The following is a 17302-nucleotide window of genomic DNA, read 5'->3' as shown; positions in this document are numbered from 1 at the left end:
CGGCCTATGCTTTGAGCATAGGAGGAAGTCTGAGCACTCAGCGATTCACCCCGGAATTCAAGGCTGAAGCCGTCAGACAGGTCGTTGAGCGAGGATATTCCGTGGCGGAGATTGCCACTCGCCTCGGCGTCTCTACCCACAGTCTCTACAAATGGGTGAAGGCCGTCACCCCTGATAAGTCCGAGAACCAGGCCAGTGAGCTGCTCGAAGCCAAGGGCGAGATTCTGCGGTTGCGAGCGCAGATGCGGCGCCTGGAAGAAGAGCGGGACATCCTAAAAAAGCCGCGCAGTACTTTGCCAGGGAGCCCGAGTGAAGTACCGCTTCATCAACGAGCATCGCCACCAACATGCAATCACCACGATGTGTCGGGTATTGCGGATTGCTCGTGCCGGGTTCTATCAATGGCTGCACAAGCCGGTCTCCGACCGCGAACGGGAAGACAGCCGCCTGCTGCAACTGATTCGTGACTCCTACGTGGCCAGTCGCGGTGTTTATGGTGCGCGCCGTGTCTTTGGCGATCTGCGGGAGGCCGGCGAAACCTGCGGCAAGCATCGTGTTGCTCGCTTGATGCGCACCCACAAGATCAAGGCGCTACGGGGCTACAAGGCGCCACGCCCAATCGCCGGGCGCCCCTCAATCATTGCGCCCAACCATCTCAACCGCGAGTTCACCGTCGACGCTCCCAATAAAGCCTGGGTAACGGACATTACCTACATTCGTACTTGGCAAGGCTGGCTGTATGGTAGTGGATCTGTATGCGCGCAAGGTCGTTGGCTGGTCGATGAAGCCGACGCTGGCCCGAGAGCTGGCACTGGACGCGCTGCTGATGGCCCTTTGGCGGCGTAAACCCAAGGAGCGTGTGATCGTTCACTCCGACCAAGGCAGTCAATACGGCAGTGATGACTGGAAGCGCTTCTGCGCAGCCAACAACCTTGAGCCCAGCATGAGCCGGCGTGGCAACTGTTGGGATAACGCGGTGGCCGAGTCCTTTTTCAGCAGCCTGAAGAAAGAACGCATCCGCAAGCGGATCTACAAAACCCGAGACCTGGCCCGGGCTGATGTATTCGATTACATCGAAGTGTTTTACAACCGAACCCGCCGCCACAGTTATCTGGGCGGCATCAGTCCCGAGGCCTTTGGACAGGCCTCATTGTGAGGTCGGGAAATGTCTATTGGAGCGGGGGTAGTCCAGGTTTTGCGTGCGAATCAGTGTCGGTTAGGCATGCGAATTAGTGTCGGAACCAATGCGAATACTCCATGTGTTCGATTACATCGAGATTTTTAATAACCACACTCGCCGGCACAGCAGTGCTATGCGGCTATCGCCAGTATAGCTTGGAAATCGCCATTTCCAGGGCTTGGAGAGTGCTAAGAAAATCGGGACTATTCCGCCCAGACCAGAACCTTTTAACTTAATGAAAAGGAGAGAGATCAAATTAGCCTGCCCCCTCCCCCCTTCGGCAACCACTAGTATTTTTTATGTGGAAATCTACTCATTAGCAGCCATCAAGGCCTTAACTCCACTTCTTGCATTCGCCTCGCGAGCCAGCTCACGCTCTTCTGCAGTGGCGTAGTCACGATCCCAAGCCAGCACTTTCGGCGTCATAAGCCTATTCCACAGAGGCGGGATCATGGCAACGATGATAGTCGTCAAATAACCACCAACCATCATTGGCGCATCAGAAAACGGCTTAAGGTCTTGATAGGGAACCTCACCTTGAGCATGGTGGTGCGAATGGCGAGTCAAATTAAACATAGCCCAAGAACTGATACGTTTATTGGTATTCCAAGAGTGGCGCGGCTGTACAGGAGTGGCTGGATTGCGCACTATTCCGTAGTGCTCCATATAGTTAACAATTTCCAGCAGCGCCTTGCCCGCAAGCGCACAGGCGATAAAGAACAGCGCGGCATTCATACCCCCAATGGCATAGGCTGCCACAACTAGAAGAACACTCATCAGGTGGCCACGAATAACCGCATTGTGCCAACCAAAACGGCTCTGCCCTTTACGCGCAAGGCGCTTACTCTCTATTTTCCAAGCACTGATATTGCCCTTGATGGTCGAAACCAGAACGTGCCAATAGACATTGCGGCCTCGCGGTGCGGTAGCCGGATCTTCGGTAGTCGAGACATAGCGATGATGGCCGTAAACGTGCTCAATCGAAAACACGGTATCGAAACTAAAGGCCAGCAACCAACGACCAATAAACATAGATATAGGATCCCAAGTGCGATGAGTAAGCTCATGCGCTGGAATAGTGCCGCTCATGCCGATCATCAACCAGGTGAGCGCCCAGGTAGAAATGTAGTGACCAACAAAAGTAGCCTCACGGGCTGCGACAAGATCGTATCCGGTTAAACGACTTAAAGCTGCACCGAAGCCCATGAAGTCACCACTACTTACACTCCATACCGCCGAAAAGACAATAAACGTCAATAACGGTAGAGCCAGCCACAACTGAAATGTCAGGATGCCGGGATATTTGAAACTCGGGGTACTGGTGTCATCGCCAGCAATCGCATCGCCAATGACGTAAATAAATACCACAGTTATCAGGCCGATCGTTATCCAGGCACCACCGGCCAAGATAGCTGCGGCAGACACTAAACCAACCACATGGAAGAGAAAGTACTTCAGGTAATGCAACGCGTTCATGGGCGTCTCTCTTGTTATTGCTAGATGAGTATCAGGCGGTCGCCGCCAGTGGGTCATGATGAGTAGTGAAGCGATCGGCGTGGATGTGATCACGGGGCACCGCAGAACTGTGCAACATCAAAACCGCGCTATCGATCATGACGGGGGGGCCACACAGGTAGGCGTGGGCACCATCCTCCAGGAACGCAGGGATGAGCTCAGTTACCAAGCCCCTGGCACCTTGCCAGCTGGAGTCACTTGTCGCGCCAGAGAGAACCGGAACGAACCGGAACGACGCACGCCACTGAGCTGCCAGAGCGTTAATTTCATCAAGCGCATAAAGGTCGCGTTCTTCGCGAGCGCCGAACAGCAGAGTGACAGATCGCTGAGCCCCTGCGGCAAGAGCCTCTTCGAGAAGGGCGAGAATTGGCGCCAGACCACTACCACCTGCCACCAAGAGCAGTGGAGAAGCGCTCGGGCGCAAATAGAAGTCACCAACAGGCCCCGCAACCATCGCGCCCTGCCCCAGCAATGACTGATCGTTGATTACGCTTGTTACACGCCCGCCTGGCACCTTACGAATGAAGAAGGACACTTTGCCGTCAGGCTGCGGCCTACTCGCAAATGAAAAGCTACGGGCATATTGCGGCAAAACGTCGAGACAAAGATCCGCGTACTGGCCAGCCTTGTAAGGCAGGCTCTCCTCTAGCTGAATAACCAACCGTGTGATGTCATGCGTGAGCCTGTCCTGCGCTACCACCTTGCCACGTACATGCCGCCGGGCTTGAGCAGCAGTAAGATCCACTTCAATGCTCACTTCACCCTTGGGAACACTCTGGCAGGCCAGTATGTAGCCAGCATCCAGCTCCTGATCACTGAGGATGTAGCCGGTTTCAGTCAACTCCTTAACCCGGCCCGATAGCAGCTTGCACTTGCAACTGGCACAGCCCCCCACACGACAGCTATGAGGGAAATCAATGCCCTGGCGCAGGGCAGCGTGCAGCAGGGTTTCACCCGGCCTGACGTCAACCCCGATACCATTGATAAGCGCTGCTGAAGCCTTGCGCTTGGCGAAAAATGAAAACATTTGCCCTCCGATATTCATTGTTGGAGTAGGAGCTACGGACGTTCACATCCTAGCGACGACCTATGGCGGGCAAGAGGTTCCGGATTGACAATAAGAGGTCATTTATTGACAATTCACGCAACACTGAATCATCAATGGGACAGGGGAATCGTTATGCTCGACTTCGTCTTGCCCGTGCAGTACTTACGGCAAATTGCTGAACTGGTTCGGGTCTTTGGCGTAAATCCGGAAGACTGGTTAGCGCGCAGCCAACTGACCCTGATCCAGCTAGATGAAGCTAGCTTCCACCCCAGCTTCGACGTGTTTCGCCAACTAACTGAAGATGCGTTGATACTGACCGACGAACCGGCACTCGGCTTGTTGCTGGGTGAGCGACTGGTCATCAACACACATGGGATTCTTGGTTTCGCTGCGCAACAGAGCGAATCGCTTAACCAAGCCATTCAATTGGTAAGGCGCTATCTAGCGTTACGCACAACCCTGTTTGACCTTGAGCATGAGCACGAGGAGGCAACCCAGTTAGAACATCTGCGCTTCCGTGCGAACTTCTCTCTCGGTGCCTGCGAGCGAACATTGTTTGAAGCAGTGATGTTGGCGGTGAAGAATATTTTTGACACGATCACCTTGGGTTGCGCCAAGCCTCAACAAGTCAGCTTCCCTTTCCCGAAACCAACTTATGCCAGCCTGGCAATCGATATGTTTGGTTGCGATGTAGCCTATGGGCAGAGCTGGGCTGGATTCACACTGGATACCGAGCTACTTGAACAACCGCTCAAAATGGCCGATCCGGCAGCTTTCCAAGAGGCCGAAAAAATCTGCCAGCGTGAGCTGGTAAAGCTGGCCGCCAAGACATCAGCCAGCGCAGGCGTGCGCAGGATTTTGCTGGAGAAACAACACGGCTTCCCGAGCCTGAACGTAACGGCACGACTGTTCAACCTAACACCACGAACCCTCCACCGCCGATTGCTTGAGGAGGGAACCTCCTTCAAAGAGATCCTCGAAGAAGTGCGCCATACACTGGCAGTCGAACATCTCAAAGCTGGCCACTTAACGATGGGAGAGATCGCCTACACGCTGGGCTACACAGATCTCGCAAACTTCCGTAGAGCCTTCAAACGGTGGACGGGCAACCCTCCCTCCCAGTACCTGAAGAAAAGCAGGTAAAGCGGTTTGAACCCAGCATCCACGGTGTATTGGGGCGATGCTGAAACTCAATACCAGTGACTGGGATCCACGGCACTGATGACTGCATCGGATCCCTTTCTGTACTGTTACTCTCTTCAGGCAGAGGCTACCCATTCGGCACCGCGCTCGGCGATCATGATCGCCGCTGCGTTGGTGTTGCCACCGACCAAGGTCGGCATGATGGAGGCGTCTATCACTCGCAGACCTTCAATGCCGTGCACTCGCAGCTGGCTATCGACGACAGCCATCTCATCCTGGCCCATTTTGCAGGTTCCAACCGGGTGATAGATGGAGTCAGTACGGCGACGAAGCAATTCAATCAGTTGTTCATCACTGTGCAGGTTCTGGCTGTATATGTCCTTGAGACCAAAGCGCGCCATGGGAGCCTGCGCGACTATCTCGCGGGCGATACGATAGCCTTTGAGAAGCGTCTGCACATCGTCGTCGTGACCGAGGAAGTTGGGGTCGATCCGCGGTGCAGCGCTGGGGTCCGCAGATGTAAGGCCGACGCTGCCGATACTCTTTGGCCGCAGTACACAAACATGACAGCTGAAGCCATGCCCCCAGTGAAGCTTGCGGTTATGGTCATCGACAGTGCCGATTACCGAGTGCAACTGGACATCTGGGCGCGCCAAGTTGGGGGCTGTTTTGAGGAAGCCGCCACCCTCGGCACAGTTGCTTCCAAATGGACCTTTTTGGTTGCGCAGATACTCGAACAGAGCCTTGCCCATCTTCATGCTACCGCCGAGCGAGATGCCCAACAGCGAGGTATCGTGACTCTTGTAGCAGAGTACGATATCCGGATGATCCTGCAGGTTCTGGCCCACACCTGGCAGCTCGTGCTGCACAGCCATACCCAATGGCTTCAGCTCAGCCTCCGGGCCTATGCCAGATAGCATTAGCAAGTGTGGGCTCCCGAAAGCACCAGCGGCCAGCAGCACTTCTTTGTGGGCCTTCAGTTGCATGCGCCGCCCTTTGATCAGAGCTTGCACGCCATCAGCTCGCTTGCCTTGCAACAATACGCGCTCGACATGGGCACCCGTGAGTACTGTGAGGTTCTCGCGCTGGCGGATCGGTTTGAGGAAAGCGGTGGCAGTGCTCCAGCGGCGCCCGTCACGGATGGTTACGTCGTAGTAGCCAACGCCTTCCTGTTGCGCACCATTGAAGTCCGGTGTGTAGGAATGGCCAGCCTGAATTGCGGCTTCGACAAAAGCTTCGGTGGCGGCGTGACGGTGGGCTCGACCGACGTAGAGTTCGCCTTCGCCGCCATGGAATTCACTGTTACCGCTGTGGTGCATCTCGCTTTTGCGAAAGTACGGCAGCACATCAGCGAAGGACCAGCCGGGATTGCCTAATGCTTGCCAGTCATCAAAGTCACTGCGGTGGCCACGGATATAGATCATTCCGTTAATCGAGCTACTGCCACCCAGCACCTTACCCCGTGGCTGATAGCCAACGCGGCCGTTAAGTCCGGGTTGCGCGACAGTGTCGAAGGCCCAATTGACGTGGCGAGTCGGCAGGATTGCGGCGACACCCACCGGCGTGTGAATCAACGGCGAGGTATCGTTTGGTCCAGCCTCCAGTAGGCAGACGCGGATGTTCGGGTTGGCGCTCAGTCGATTGGCCAAAACGCAGCCGGCAGAGCCGGCGCCGACGATGATGTAGTCGAATTCCATCTGTGCAGGTCTCGATTGGTGGCGAGGAGAACAGTGGAATTCTCAGTGGATGTGACAGGCTCTTTATTGACTAACGGCGACTATTTTTTGACTTATGACGACTTTCCAGGCAAGCAGCACGCAATTTTTCGCGTGGGTGCGCCGCGCATAAGACGAAGTGCAAGAGATACCCGAATCGGGTTTAGCCGGCCAGACCAAGCTCCTTGGCACGCGCCACAGCCTGGGTTCGGCGCGCCACGCCGAGCTTAAAGTTTATGTTCTGGGCATGAGTTTTCACCGTGTGCAGAGAAATGAACAGGCTATCGGCGATCTGCTGATTGGAGTACCCCTGGGCAATCAGTTTGAGCACGTCCAGTTCACGCCGGCTTAACAGGGCAGCAGGGCTACCGTCACCTGAGCCGCCGCTCTCAGCGGCCCAGCGCATCATGGCCGGATTGCGCTGGGCAAAGGCTCGTTCAACGCTGGCCAAGCCTATCTGCCGGGCCAGTGCTAGGGCATCGAGCAGAGCCTGCTTGGCTTGCGCTTGCCTGTTGTTGGCATGCAGGCCCTCGGCCAGGCTAAAGCCTATCTCGCAGACTAGCGGGCGGCGACCTTCGGACATTGCCTGGTTGAGCAGCACGTTCAGGTTGGCCAGGGCCAACTCCGGCTGATCGCCGGCAAGCTGTGCCTGGGTCAGTGCCAGACGCAGACGCAGTTGGAGTTCGGGGGCGCCAAATGGTGGCAGTTGCGCTCCACCTTCCAGCAAGGCGCGCAGGGCCTTTTCGGCCTGAGCATGACGGCCCTGGCCCAGCCACAGTCGCGCCTTGGCCAGCAATAGCAAGCCCTGATAAAGCTGCACGTTGATGTGGCTGTACTGCATCAGACGCTCGGCATCGGCAATACGGGCGAAGGCGTCCGCAATATCGCCGTGCAGACCGCTCAGCTCCGCCAAGCCCAGGTGGCCCCAAACGGCGGCCGGGTCTGCACAGGACTGACACTCCCGCAAACCTGAAGTAAAGGCAGCCTCGGCTTCTTGGTAGCAACCACGTTGCAATAGTAGGCCCGCGCGCAGCAGTTGGGTACGACCGCGCATTGGGCTGGGCTCAGTGTCACCCCTGGCGTCAGACAGCTCGGTATACAGGCGGCTGAGCAGGGTTTCTGCGCGTAGCAGCTCACCACGGATTTCCAGCAACTTAGCGTGCTCGAGCGCCACTAGACTTTCGAAGGCCAGGCTGGCGTGCTCACGAGCCTGCTTAATGGAAATGCGGTTGAGCTCTTGGGCCACCTCGAAGCGCCCCTCAATAAGTGCTTGATCGATCTGTGCCAGATGGCAGAGAAGGCGCTGCCCCCAAGACCTTTCAGGCAGTTCGTCGACAGCCTCAGCCAGCAGAATGCGAGCTCGCTCAGCATCGCCGCTGTGAAAAGCCAGCTTGCCAGCTAAAGCCTTCCACTCCGCAATCAATTCTTGTTGATGTCGCGCGTCGGGTTGCGGCAGAAATTGCTCTAGCGCCGCGATGTAGTCCGGGACCTCGTCGAGCCGGCCACTGAGTAGCAAGGCCCAGGCATTGAGCAGAGTCAGTTGAGGGGTGCTGCTGAGCAGAGGGGCCGGCAGTTCACGGCGCCACTCCAACAGCAGAGCAAGGCCGCGACCCTGGAGCAGACGATCCTGGGTGTAGCGCTGCATCAAGCTGGCAGCCACTTCTGGCTGATCCGCTTTAAGCGCGTACTCCAGCGCAGGGCGGATTTCCTCGCGACTGATGTACCACTGGCACGCCTTGCGAAATAAAGCCTTGGTCATACTGCCTGGCAACTGCCCGGCCAGGAAGGGGGCCACGGCTGGCTGTACGCGTAGCCGTCTGCCGTCTTGGTCTGCCACCTCAATGAAAAGCCCCGCTTCGCGTAGTTGCTCCAGCAGTTGCACGCCCTCACCAGCGCCGAGCAGGTGATCGCACATCTCGCGCTCAAAGGCGGGGAACTGCGCCAGAGTGTAGAGAGCCTGCTGCCAATCATCAGGCAGCTCATTCAGCACTTCGCGCTTGAGGTAGTCCAGAAGCAGTCCTCCGTTACCGTCGGCCGCCAACGACTGTCCGGGCTTGAAGCCATGCAGGCGCACACGCAGCCCCGCACACCAGCCATGGGTTTGCTCCAGTAGCTCCAGCTGGGTTGACCTTGACCATTGATGGCCTGCGAGCTGCAACAGCTCTCCCAGTTCGTTTTCGTTGAATGCCAACTCCTGGCTACCCAGCTCGAATAGTTCTCCATCCAGTAGCAGCCTGGCTAGCTGCAGTTGTGGTCGACGCCGACTAGTGATCCACCAGTGCACTGTGGTTGACGAGGCAAGAATTAGCTCGTTCAGGAGCAGATCGAGCGAGGCGTCGGGGAGGCGTGGATAATCGTCGAGCATCAGCCAGAGCGGCTGCGTTTGATCCTGCAGGTGGCGCCCAATGACCCCCCGGGGGACCTCACCAAGGCCCAGGGCCGCTCCCAAGCGTCGCACAAAGGACTCGGTACTCAATGATGAACCGCGCAGGTCGAGATACGCTGTACCAGTGTCTTTTGGCTTCAGTAGCACGCACTCGCTGAGCAATACACTCTTACCACTGCCGGCTGGGGCGCATAACAAGCGTAGGCGGCAACTGGCCTGCAGCAAGGCGTCACGCAAGCGTGGGCGGGAAAGATGGCCCGGAGGTACACGCGGCAAGTCGGCTGGACGTAAGGATGGTAGCGGCGAGGGTGCCATGGATGCGTTCGACCTTCTTGTTCAGAAGTGAACAATCCTTGCAGAGCATGGCGCTGCTTGGCAAATACGGAAAAAAGGCGGCCCTAGGGCCGCCTAAAAATGGAGTAGCACAAAGAGCAATGGAATTATCAGCGCACGCCGGCCTGACGCAATGCTGCCGGGGTATAGCTGGCGGCAAATGCTTTGGCGCCAAACTCAATGCTCTGTTTTTCCTCGTTCTTCAGACCAAACACAGAGTATCGGCCGGAAATAAGGTCATACAGTGTTTCGGCGGTATAGCCTGGTACTTGCTTATGGTAGTACTGCTGAGTGTGCCCCTCACCTACGCGCCATAGTTGCCCTCGCCCATCGTAGTGATCTACTAACGCGAGCTGCCAGCTGTCTTCATCGAAGTACATGTGACGAGTGGCATAGATGTGGCGCTCCCCACTTTTGAGTTTAGCCACCACCTCCCAGACGCGGTGCCTCTCGTAGCGGGTCAGATCTTGGTTGATGTGTCCGGGCTTGAGGATGTCTCCGTATTTCAGGTCTGGCGAGTCCAGCTTATAGCTGTTATAGGGGATATACATCTCCTTCTTGCCAACCAACTCCCAAGTGTAACGATCCGGGGCACCGTTGAACATGTCGTAGTTGTCAGTGGTGGACATACCTTCGGAGGCGGTCTGCGGAGTGTCGTAGGCCACCTGAGGTGCGCGCCGAACTCGGCGCTGCCCAGAGTTATACAGCCAGGCCATACGTGGCTCCCTGACTTGGTCGATCGTCTCGTGAACCAAGAGCACATTACCCGCCTGGCGGGCAGGTGCAGTTACCCGCTGGATGAAGTAGAACAAGATATTCTCTGCTTTGCGCTTATCCAAGTCCGGAAGATTAGCGGGGTAAGAGACCTCGTCGGTAAGATGAACCGTGCTAAATGTGCCGTTGACCTGTGGCTGGACGAGAGTTACATAACGCTTGATGTTACCGCCCCGGTAACGGGTGGTGTGATTCCACACCACCTCGACACCACTCTTCGGGATTGGGAAAGCGTAGTAGCGACTATCGCCGAAACCCTTAAGCCCGTTTCCGCCGTCGACGCCTTCAGTGTTGAGTGCACTGATCTTGGCGAGCGCATAGATATCCTTAGGCAGAACTGCACTGCGATGAGTCTGGTACACCGGCATCTTGTAGGTATCCGGGTATCTCTTGAACATCGCGAGCTGACCGGTCGACAGTTTGTCTTTGTACTGCTCGGCATTGCTCGCCGTGATGACGAACAGCGGCTTCTCGCTGGCATAGGGGTCGGCAAGGAAACCTTTTTCATCAACAGCGCCAGCGTTGATTGGCAAACCGCCGTCCCATTGGGGAATACTTCCATCGGCGTTTCCGGCCTTCTCGGCACCAATAGGTGTCAGGCTAGTGCCCAACTTGGCAGCTTCATCCGGAGAGACCTTGGCCATTACGCTGGTAGCCAGCAGAGAGAGTGCGAGAGCACCGGTATGAATTAAGGACTTCGTTGTGATCATCGTTATATCCATTCTTATTGCGCCCTAGATTAGAAACTCGCACCGAAGCTGAGTGCCAGGAAGTCGCGGTCAATCGAGGTGTTGTAATCGCCGCCGAAGAAATCCGTATAGGACAGGCTGGCGGTATAGGTATTTCGGTACTCGGCATCCAAGCCCAGGCTGATGGCTTTGGAACCTTCGGTGAAGAGACCGTTGGGACCATTGCCATCGACGTCATGCGAGAAGGCAACGCTTGGCTTGAGGTTCACCCCGGCGAACACGTCGTTGTAGTCCCAGACGGCACGGGTGCGATAACCCCACGCTGTACTGGTTACGAAACCCTTATCGTTACAATGCGCACTGGCATAGGCCGAGGCCGGTGTGCCAGCGAAAGTTCCGGCGTTGATCGCCGTGCAGCTAGGTACGCCTCCAGCCAGGTCACCGGGTAACTCGCCCGGACCATAGACTGAGTCGCGGCCATACCGTGCCTCCGAGGTCTTTTCCAACCCGCCCACATGTACCACGCCAACTTCCCCCACTAGGGTCACGCGCGCGGCTCCCATCATCGGATCAAGGAAGTGGATAAAGGTGCTCTGGAATTGAGTGATTTCCTTGCGGTTGTAGCCATGCACGGTACTGCCGGGAATCGAAGTTGGATCGCCGCCCAGCAGTGAATACTGGCTGAACGCGGAATCGAATTGCGCAAGACCGCGAACCGGTGCGTAGGTCACATCGGTGGTGTTGAGCTGCACCGGAGCATTCGGGCGGTAACTGATCTCGCCAGACCATGCAGTGCCGCTAGGCAGGGTGGTAGCGAAACTCAAGCCATACAGGCGGATGTCTTCCGGATACTCCATGAAGTATTCGCTGCCACCCGCCACATTGCCAATGGCTATTCCTGGCACTCCACCTGGAACCCCACTGATATTGCCCAGCACCGCATTGAGGGACTCCAAATAGTCAGCTTGCCCTGCAGCTCTGGCACTGAAGAACGGTGTTCGGCTGTGATAGTTCATTGCATAAGCGCCGAACTCGGTATCCAGTGGCTCGAAGATATAGCGCAGAGCCAGCCCCCATTGACCGTTATCACGTGCGTCTTTGTCACCGCTACGAGGCACGATTACGCCTTCCGAGGTTGCCTGGTAACCGAGCGCATTGCCGAAGGGAGCCAACGCGGGTGTCAGGACATTCAGACTACCGTCACACCCATCGGCCACATTGTCGTATTGAGCGAAGAAGGTTCCGCAGTTGTCGACGACAGTTTGATCCCACTCCAACTGGTAGAAGGCCTCGGCGGACAAGTTCTCGGTCAGGCTCTGCGAGACATAGAACATATTTACCGGTATCAGGCCTTCCTTGATCTCCGCCCCGGGCCGGCGGAAGGCTGCTGCGTCGATTGGGTTAATCGCGTTAATCGAGTTGAGGATGAAGGTGCTCTCGCCCCAGCTTACGACTTGTTTGCCCAGACGAACGGATCCCGGTTGCTCGCCAAAGAAGTAATTGTGGTAGACGAAGGCGTCGAGAAACTGAGCGCCAGACGCTTGGGCAGCCTCTTTGCGGTTATGGTCGTCGATATCCTTGAATAGACGGTGCTCATCTTTCAGCTCGAAGTCGTACCAATATTTGCCGCGAATAAAAACACCACTATCACCGTATCTAAGTTCGAGATCGTGGATCCCCTTGAAGATTTTGGAGAAGGTTTCACCCTTCTTGAAGTTCAGACGGCCGTCGTCGGATGCCTGAAGCAGTCCCTTACCACCGTTGTGGCCACCTACCAGCTCCGGATCAGCGCCCCGCATCGACCAACTAGCCCCAACGGAAAGCGAGGAGTCAAGGTTGCCCTCGATCTCGCCAATGTTGAAGGTTACGGCTTGCACCCCGCTTGATAGGCCCACTGCGATTGCTGCCGCCAGTGCATGCGGCCGAAAAATTGCGCGCCTTGTTGTTGTAATCATGCGCTACCCCTGTATGTGGTGATTGATCGACGGCAAAAGTAATCAATCGTCACGGATCGGGTAACGGGCGAAGGAGTGATCCTTAGACTCATACTTTGTAATGAGTCCGTGGTTCTTTTTCGGTGATTTAGACCTCACAACTTGAGTGGCAATAGACTTTCAATCCTGCCACACACTGCCGGTGTAAGGTGGTAACAGGTTGACGGGGCCACTGTACGAATTGCTATGGACCGCGTAGCAGAAGAGCGGCTGACCGGTGTTGAATCGCGCCTTGATATAGGATACGGATATAAGCTTGTTGGAAGATGCTTGCCTGGCCGACTTGTGGAATTCCGTATTGATCAGCACCTTTTGGCCTTCACTTCGCACAGATTGGCGACCACTGGAATCTCCAGCTGTACCTAGGGTCTCAGCACAGTCGAGCCAGTAGCAATTGGAGCTATTCTCTTTCCAACAGCTTGCGGCGCCGCGCCCGTGGTGCCATGCCGAACCAACGCCGGCAAGCACGGTTAAACACACTCTGTTCGCTATAACCAAGCAAGCCGGCGACCTGCGACATCGACATGTCCCGCTCAGCCAGATAACAGTCGGCTCGCTCCTTGCGCAAGCCCTCCAACAGGTCGTCGAATCCACACCCCTGTTCCGCCAGACGTCGCTGCAACACCCTCTCGTGCAACCCCAGCTGTTCGGCCACAAGTGGCAGGCGGCATCGCTGGGTCGGCAACATACGCAGGATGAGAAACTCCACCTGAGAGCGCAAGTCTTTAGGCCGCGCGGCATAAGCACTGAGGTACTGAACCAAGGTGCGGTAAAGCAGCGGATCTCTAAGCTCGATGGCCTGCTCTAGCTGACTACGATGAAAAACCAGAGCATTGCAATCCTGGCCTTTTAAAATGCCAGCGTTGAAGTAACGTCGATAACGGGTAATGGGTAATGGGCTGATGCCCCGCAAAAGAACGGCCTGAGCCCTGAAGCTTGAGCCACAAAGTAGCTTCATAGTGTTGTGCGCCACCCCGAGAGCTAACTCCTGTAGCTGTCGGGGCTGTATAGCACCCGGCAAACGAATATCGATGCGCAATCGTGATGTCTCTGGCTCGCTGCTGTCTAGCTCAAGACGAATTCCTGGGCTGTGATAACCGATGAAACGGACTATTTCCTCCAGAGCCTGCCCCACAGTAGCAGCACTGCGCGCGATCAAAGCAATAGGACCAAGTACATGCACATCTTGATAGTGGGCCATACGCAACCCGAAATCAGGGCAACTCAGAACCGACGCTGCGTTCTCCAGCACCTCAATAAACGAGCGAAGCGGAACGCGTGCGTCCTCATCCCCAAGCAATCGGGGATCAATGTGGTAGCGCTGCAAAAAAATCTCGGGCTGACCACCCAACTGGCTCACAAGCTCACTAAATCCCCAAAAGGAAGTGGTCCGAATAAGAGTAGTCATGTTGACTGGAATCCGATCAATATCCAAGCGGCCTGAGCCCTATCGTTGAATATGTGCATAGTTGCAAATGATAATTTCTAGAGGCGGAGCTTGGAGAGTATCTAGGAGAATCGGGGCGATTCAACCACACACAGTCGACTCTGTTAAGATTAATAAATGGGGTAGAACCCGGATGGTAAAAGCCAACAACGAGGCCAATTGCTCTTCACTCTGCCAGTTACAGAGGTTACTTAAGCCGCTCTAGAATGAGGTTTATAGCTATTTATAATCGACTATAGGGCGACTATAGAATTCGCTCTGAGCGCCTGATTGGCCGCTGTCCGCTTACTGGGTAGAGCGAGGCAAAGGCCAAAGGGCTCAGGACCCTAGCGGCGGACTATGCGAACGCCTGACGGTTTTCATGCGAATACTCATATAGCCACCAACGTCAACTGCTAAGCGCTTGGTTTCGGCCCAGCCTCCCGTGAATCCCCCTTCGTCTCGCAGAAATTGTTGGGCAACCGATCCAAAAGCAGCTATGAGGCGTTTCAGCCACTCCTCAAGATAGCGTTTGGCCGGAAGTAGGCGTTGGTGACAGGCAGCTCCCGGCCAAAAGCGGACGATCACCCAGTAAATAAATCTGTCCCTTTTTACCCCTGGAATTATCGGCATCACGACTACGCGGCAGAAAAACGTGAGGCCTGGGTAAGGCTGGCGAACGGATCGAGGGCCTGCTTGACGACAGAGCTTGCAGCGGTTCTGTCGCTGGCCGGAGTAACCCAGTTCTTGTTCCATACAGCAAGCTTGCGAAGGGCCGCCACACACAAGGCCGATATTCATGCTGATGGCAGGGGCTTCAGGGCCGACTCAGGAGCGTCCCTCCCAGTTTTTCGGAGTCTGCCTTCGCCTTGCTGGACGATCCTGGGACAGCTCGATAGCACGCGAGCGAAGCGCTTGGACCTTCTTCTTGAAGAAGTCATTCGAGAACTTGCCCAGTTCCATGAACTTGAGGACGATGTCATACGTCTGCCAGTGCTTCGGGGGATTTCTGTCGAGCACTACTTCGATCAGCCTCAGCATTTCGGATTTCAGCTGTGGGCCTGTGGTGAGCAGTTCTTCGTGTTCGACCTTATTCTCCTCGCCAGCATCATCTCCATCTTGAACGACCTTCAGCACCCTCAGAAAGGTCACAGCCAACTCCAGCAGTTCACGGTCGCTTTTGAAATGCGACAGGAACTCTTCGCGATGCGACTCAGGGATCCAACTCTTGTGCTCGTCCAAGGAATCCAGGGCGTTGGGTGCGAGGGCCGCCATCCGGGCAAGCCAATCTGACTTCACGTCTTCGCTCACGGGTAGTCCGAAGAGCACGTTCCAGACGTCCGCCATGAACTCGCCCGTCGTGTGCTGTTTGCGCTCGAGCAAAAGGCCGGCCAAACGCTCTGCATGGGCGCCACCCAGCGCATGTGCCACATCCGCCAGTTCCCCTTCCTTGCCCATGAATGACAGCCATTCCCATGCGACCTCGAACATGCTGTGGTCTGGCACGCGTACGATTCTGCGGAGTACCGAATTCCAAGTGGTGTTTCTAGATCCGTGGGCACCAACGTAGTAGATGACGGGATGGTCGCCAGTGAAGACATGCACACACGCTTCGAGAAGCGAAGCCGGCAGCCTAGAGATGATTTCCTCAGGCGCCGAGGCCAATGTGAGTCCAGCTGGAAGCAGCGCATTCTGGATTTCCGATGGAACGTCACGGCGTGTCAACGCTGATGCTTGCAGCCACATGACATCAAGGTCCGCTGTCGTCAAATGCTTGAGCAGACGCGAGCGCTCCACGTCCGTCAGGTCGTCCCAAGCATTGACCAGGTCAGAGACGACACGAATCCGACTTGCTGTGCCTGGCACTGCAAGCAGGCGTTCGATCCGTGCACCCCTCTCGCCGGTGCCACTCGGCACACCTGACATAAGGATGTCCGTGACGCCGAGGATGTAGTCGCTCGGGGTGCCAGACAACGCGTACTGATGGACCAACTCTATCCAACGGTCAATGATTTCCAGAAGGCTCTGAGTGGAAATGTTCCCGATAGCGTCATCCATCACGTGGTATAGCCGCTCGTCCCTGAATGAGGCGCCCAGCGGCAGTTGGCGGAGAACCTTTGGCATCAAAGCTTCAAACAACGGCCAAGGGGTATCGGGGCCTCCGTACTCTTTGCGAGCAATGAGCACTAGACTGTCGATGAGGACCGCGGCGGCGATCGGGGAGTCAGTCATCACCTGCAGTCCACTTATAAGTGCGGCGCGGCGTGCCTCACCGCAGTCTGGCCACGCTTCCAGCACGCCTTGGTATGCGGCCTTGGTGACTGATGGGTGCTGCTCATTGAAGATGCGCTGCAACAGCAAGTGGTCACCGTCCCGAGGGGAACCGAGCCAGAGATGAGCAACTGGCGCACGGACCATGGAGATGTCAAAGCTAAGAAGACGAGACGCCATCTGAAGCGTCAGATGCCCCGGTGACTGCTGAAGGAGCATCACAGCTCTTGCCGCATCGTGTGCGGAGAGCGTGTGCGGCCGCTCACTGTCGAAGAGGGCTAACGCATCCGCCACCTCTGCCTGGGAAACCAATGCTGGGATGGCGTCGACCTCCAGGAGGTCTCCGAAAGTGGCCGACGGGATGCGTGGCTGACCGTCCTCTGTCCATTCGACGGAAGAGAGCTCCATGACGGTCACGCTGCGTACCCAGTCAGGCACCTTTTCCTGCTCTTCCACTGAGAGCGATGCAAGCCTGCGCGCGAGAAACTCGAAACACAGATCACGTACAACAGGGAAGATCGAACGCAGCCCGCGAACCGCTATGTTGACGACACCTTGCCGACCTTCCTCTGTGTACAGATTTCGGTACACCCAGCCGAGATTGGTAGCCGCCGCACGTGAGGTATCAGAATCGAGCGTGAACAGCGCCCGCTCCAAAGCGGACAGCGCCGACTCCATTGATCGGGTCGTGGCTGCATCCACAAGCGACTCGGCACTGGCCCGGTAGAACGGGTGGCTGAAGGTATAGCGCCTAGATGCCCGGCTCACCATCCTTCGAAGCTCAAGGCGATCTAAGTCACCGATCTGCTGAGCAGACAAAGCAGGAAG

General features: G+C 56.3%; 8 protein-coding genes and 3 pseudogenes. 2 read left to right on the top strand and 9 right to left on the bottom strand.

The window, feature by feature from the left end:
- The first annotated feature begins 29 nt into the window (after positions 1-29).
- Positions 30-1156 (top strand): annotated as a pseudogene (locus ACOAPY_RS01930) (IS3 family transposase).
- Between the two features lie 333 nt (positions 1157-1489).
- Here the strand turns inward: ACOAPY_RS01930 and ACOAPY_RS01925 are convergent.
- Together ACOAPY_RS01925 and ACOAPY_RS01920 are read right to left on the bottom strand one after the other, a co-directional pair.
- Positions 1490-2656 carry an alkane 1-monooxygenase gene (locus tag ACOAPY_RS01925; RefSeq protein WP_465154837.1) on the bottom strand — a complete coding sequence of 389 codons (1167 nt, stop codon included), beginning with the start codon at positions 2654-2656 and terminating at the stop codon, positions 1490-1492.
- A gap of 31 nt (positions 2657-2687) precedes the next feature.
- Entirely contained in the window at positions 2688-3722 is a 1035-nt protein-coding gene (locus ACOAPY_RS01920; RefSeq protein WP_465154836.1) for a 2Fe-2S iron-sulfur cluster-binding protein, read from the bottom strand.
- A gap of 153 nt (positions 3723-3875) precedes the next feature.
- Between ACOAPY_RS01920 and ACOAPY_RS01915 the strand changes: the two genes are divergently transcribed.
- Positions 3876-4886, top strand: coding sequence for an AraC family transcriptional regulator (locus ACOAPY_RS01915; protein ID WP_465154835.1), 1011 nt, complete (start codon positions 3876-3878; stop codon positions 4884-4886).
- A gap of 116 nt (positions 4887-5002) precedes the next feature.
- Here ACOAPY_RS01915 and ACOAPY_RS01910 read toward each other — a convergent pair whose 3' ends face one another.
- The 7 genes and pseudogenes from ACOAPY_RS01910 to ACOAPY_RS01880 form a co-directional block, all read right to left on the bottom strand.
- Entirely contained in the window at positions 5003-6583 is a 1581-nt protein-coding gene (locus ACOAPY_RS01910; RefSeq protein WP_465154834.1) for a GMC family oxidoreductase, read from the bottom strand.
- Between the two features lie 181 nt (positions 6584-6764).
- Positions 6765-6953, bottom strand: a pseudogene (locus tag ACOAPY_RS01905) (response regulator transcription factor); the annotation flags it as partial.
- A 111-nt stretch (positions 6954-7064) separates the two neighbouring features.
- A pseudogene (locus ACOAPY_RS01900) lies at positions 7065-8966 on the bottom strand (hypothetical protein); the annotation flags it as partial.
- A gap of 464 nt (positions 8967-9430) precedes the next feature.
- Positions 9431-10804: a DUF1329 domain-containing protein gene (locus ACOAPY_RS01895; RefSeq protein ID WP_465154833.1), complete on the bottom strand. Its 1374-nt coding sequence runs from the start codon at positions 10802-10804 to the stop codon at positions 9431-9433.
- 29 nt (positions 10805-10833) lie between these two features.
- Positions 10834-12738, bottom strand: a complete 1905-nt coding sequence (locus tag ACOAPY_RS01890; RefSeq protein WP_465154832.1) for a DUF1302 domain-containing protein — start codon at positions 12736-12738, stop codon at positions 10834-10836.
- Between the two features lie 439 nt (positions 12739-13177).
- Positions 13178-14185 carry an AraC family transcriptional regulator gene (locus ACOAPY_RS01885; RefSeq protein WP_465154831.1) on the bottom strand — a complete coding sequence of 336 codons (1008 nt, stop codon included), beginning with the start codon at positions 14183-14185 and terminating at the stop codon, positions 13178-13180.
- An 846-nt stretch (positions 14186-15031) separates the two neighbouring features.
- Positions 15032-17152, bottom strand: a complete 2121-nt coding sequence (locus ACOAPY_RS01880) for a hypothetical protein (RefSeq protein WP_465154830.1) — start codon at positions 17150-17152, stop codon at positions 15032-15034.
- Positions 17153-17302 lie beyond the last annotated feature (150 nt).

This window comes from Pseudomonas stagnisoli, assembly GCF_048595745.1.
GTDB classification, from domain to species: domain Bacteria; phylum Pseudomonadota; class Gammaproteobacteria; order Pseudomonadales; family Pseudomonadaceae; genus Aquipseudomonas; species Aquipseudomonas alcaligenes_A.
Note: the sequence above shows the minus strand (reverse complement) of the source record. Positions and strands in the feature narration are given on the sequence as shown.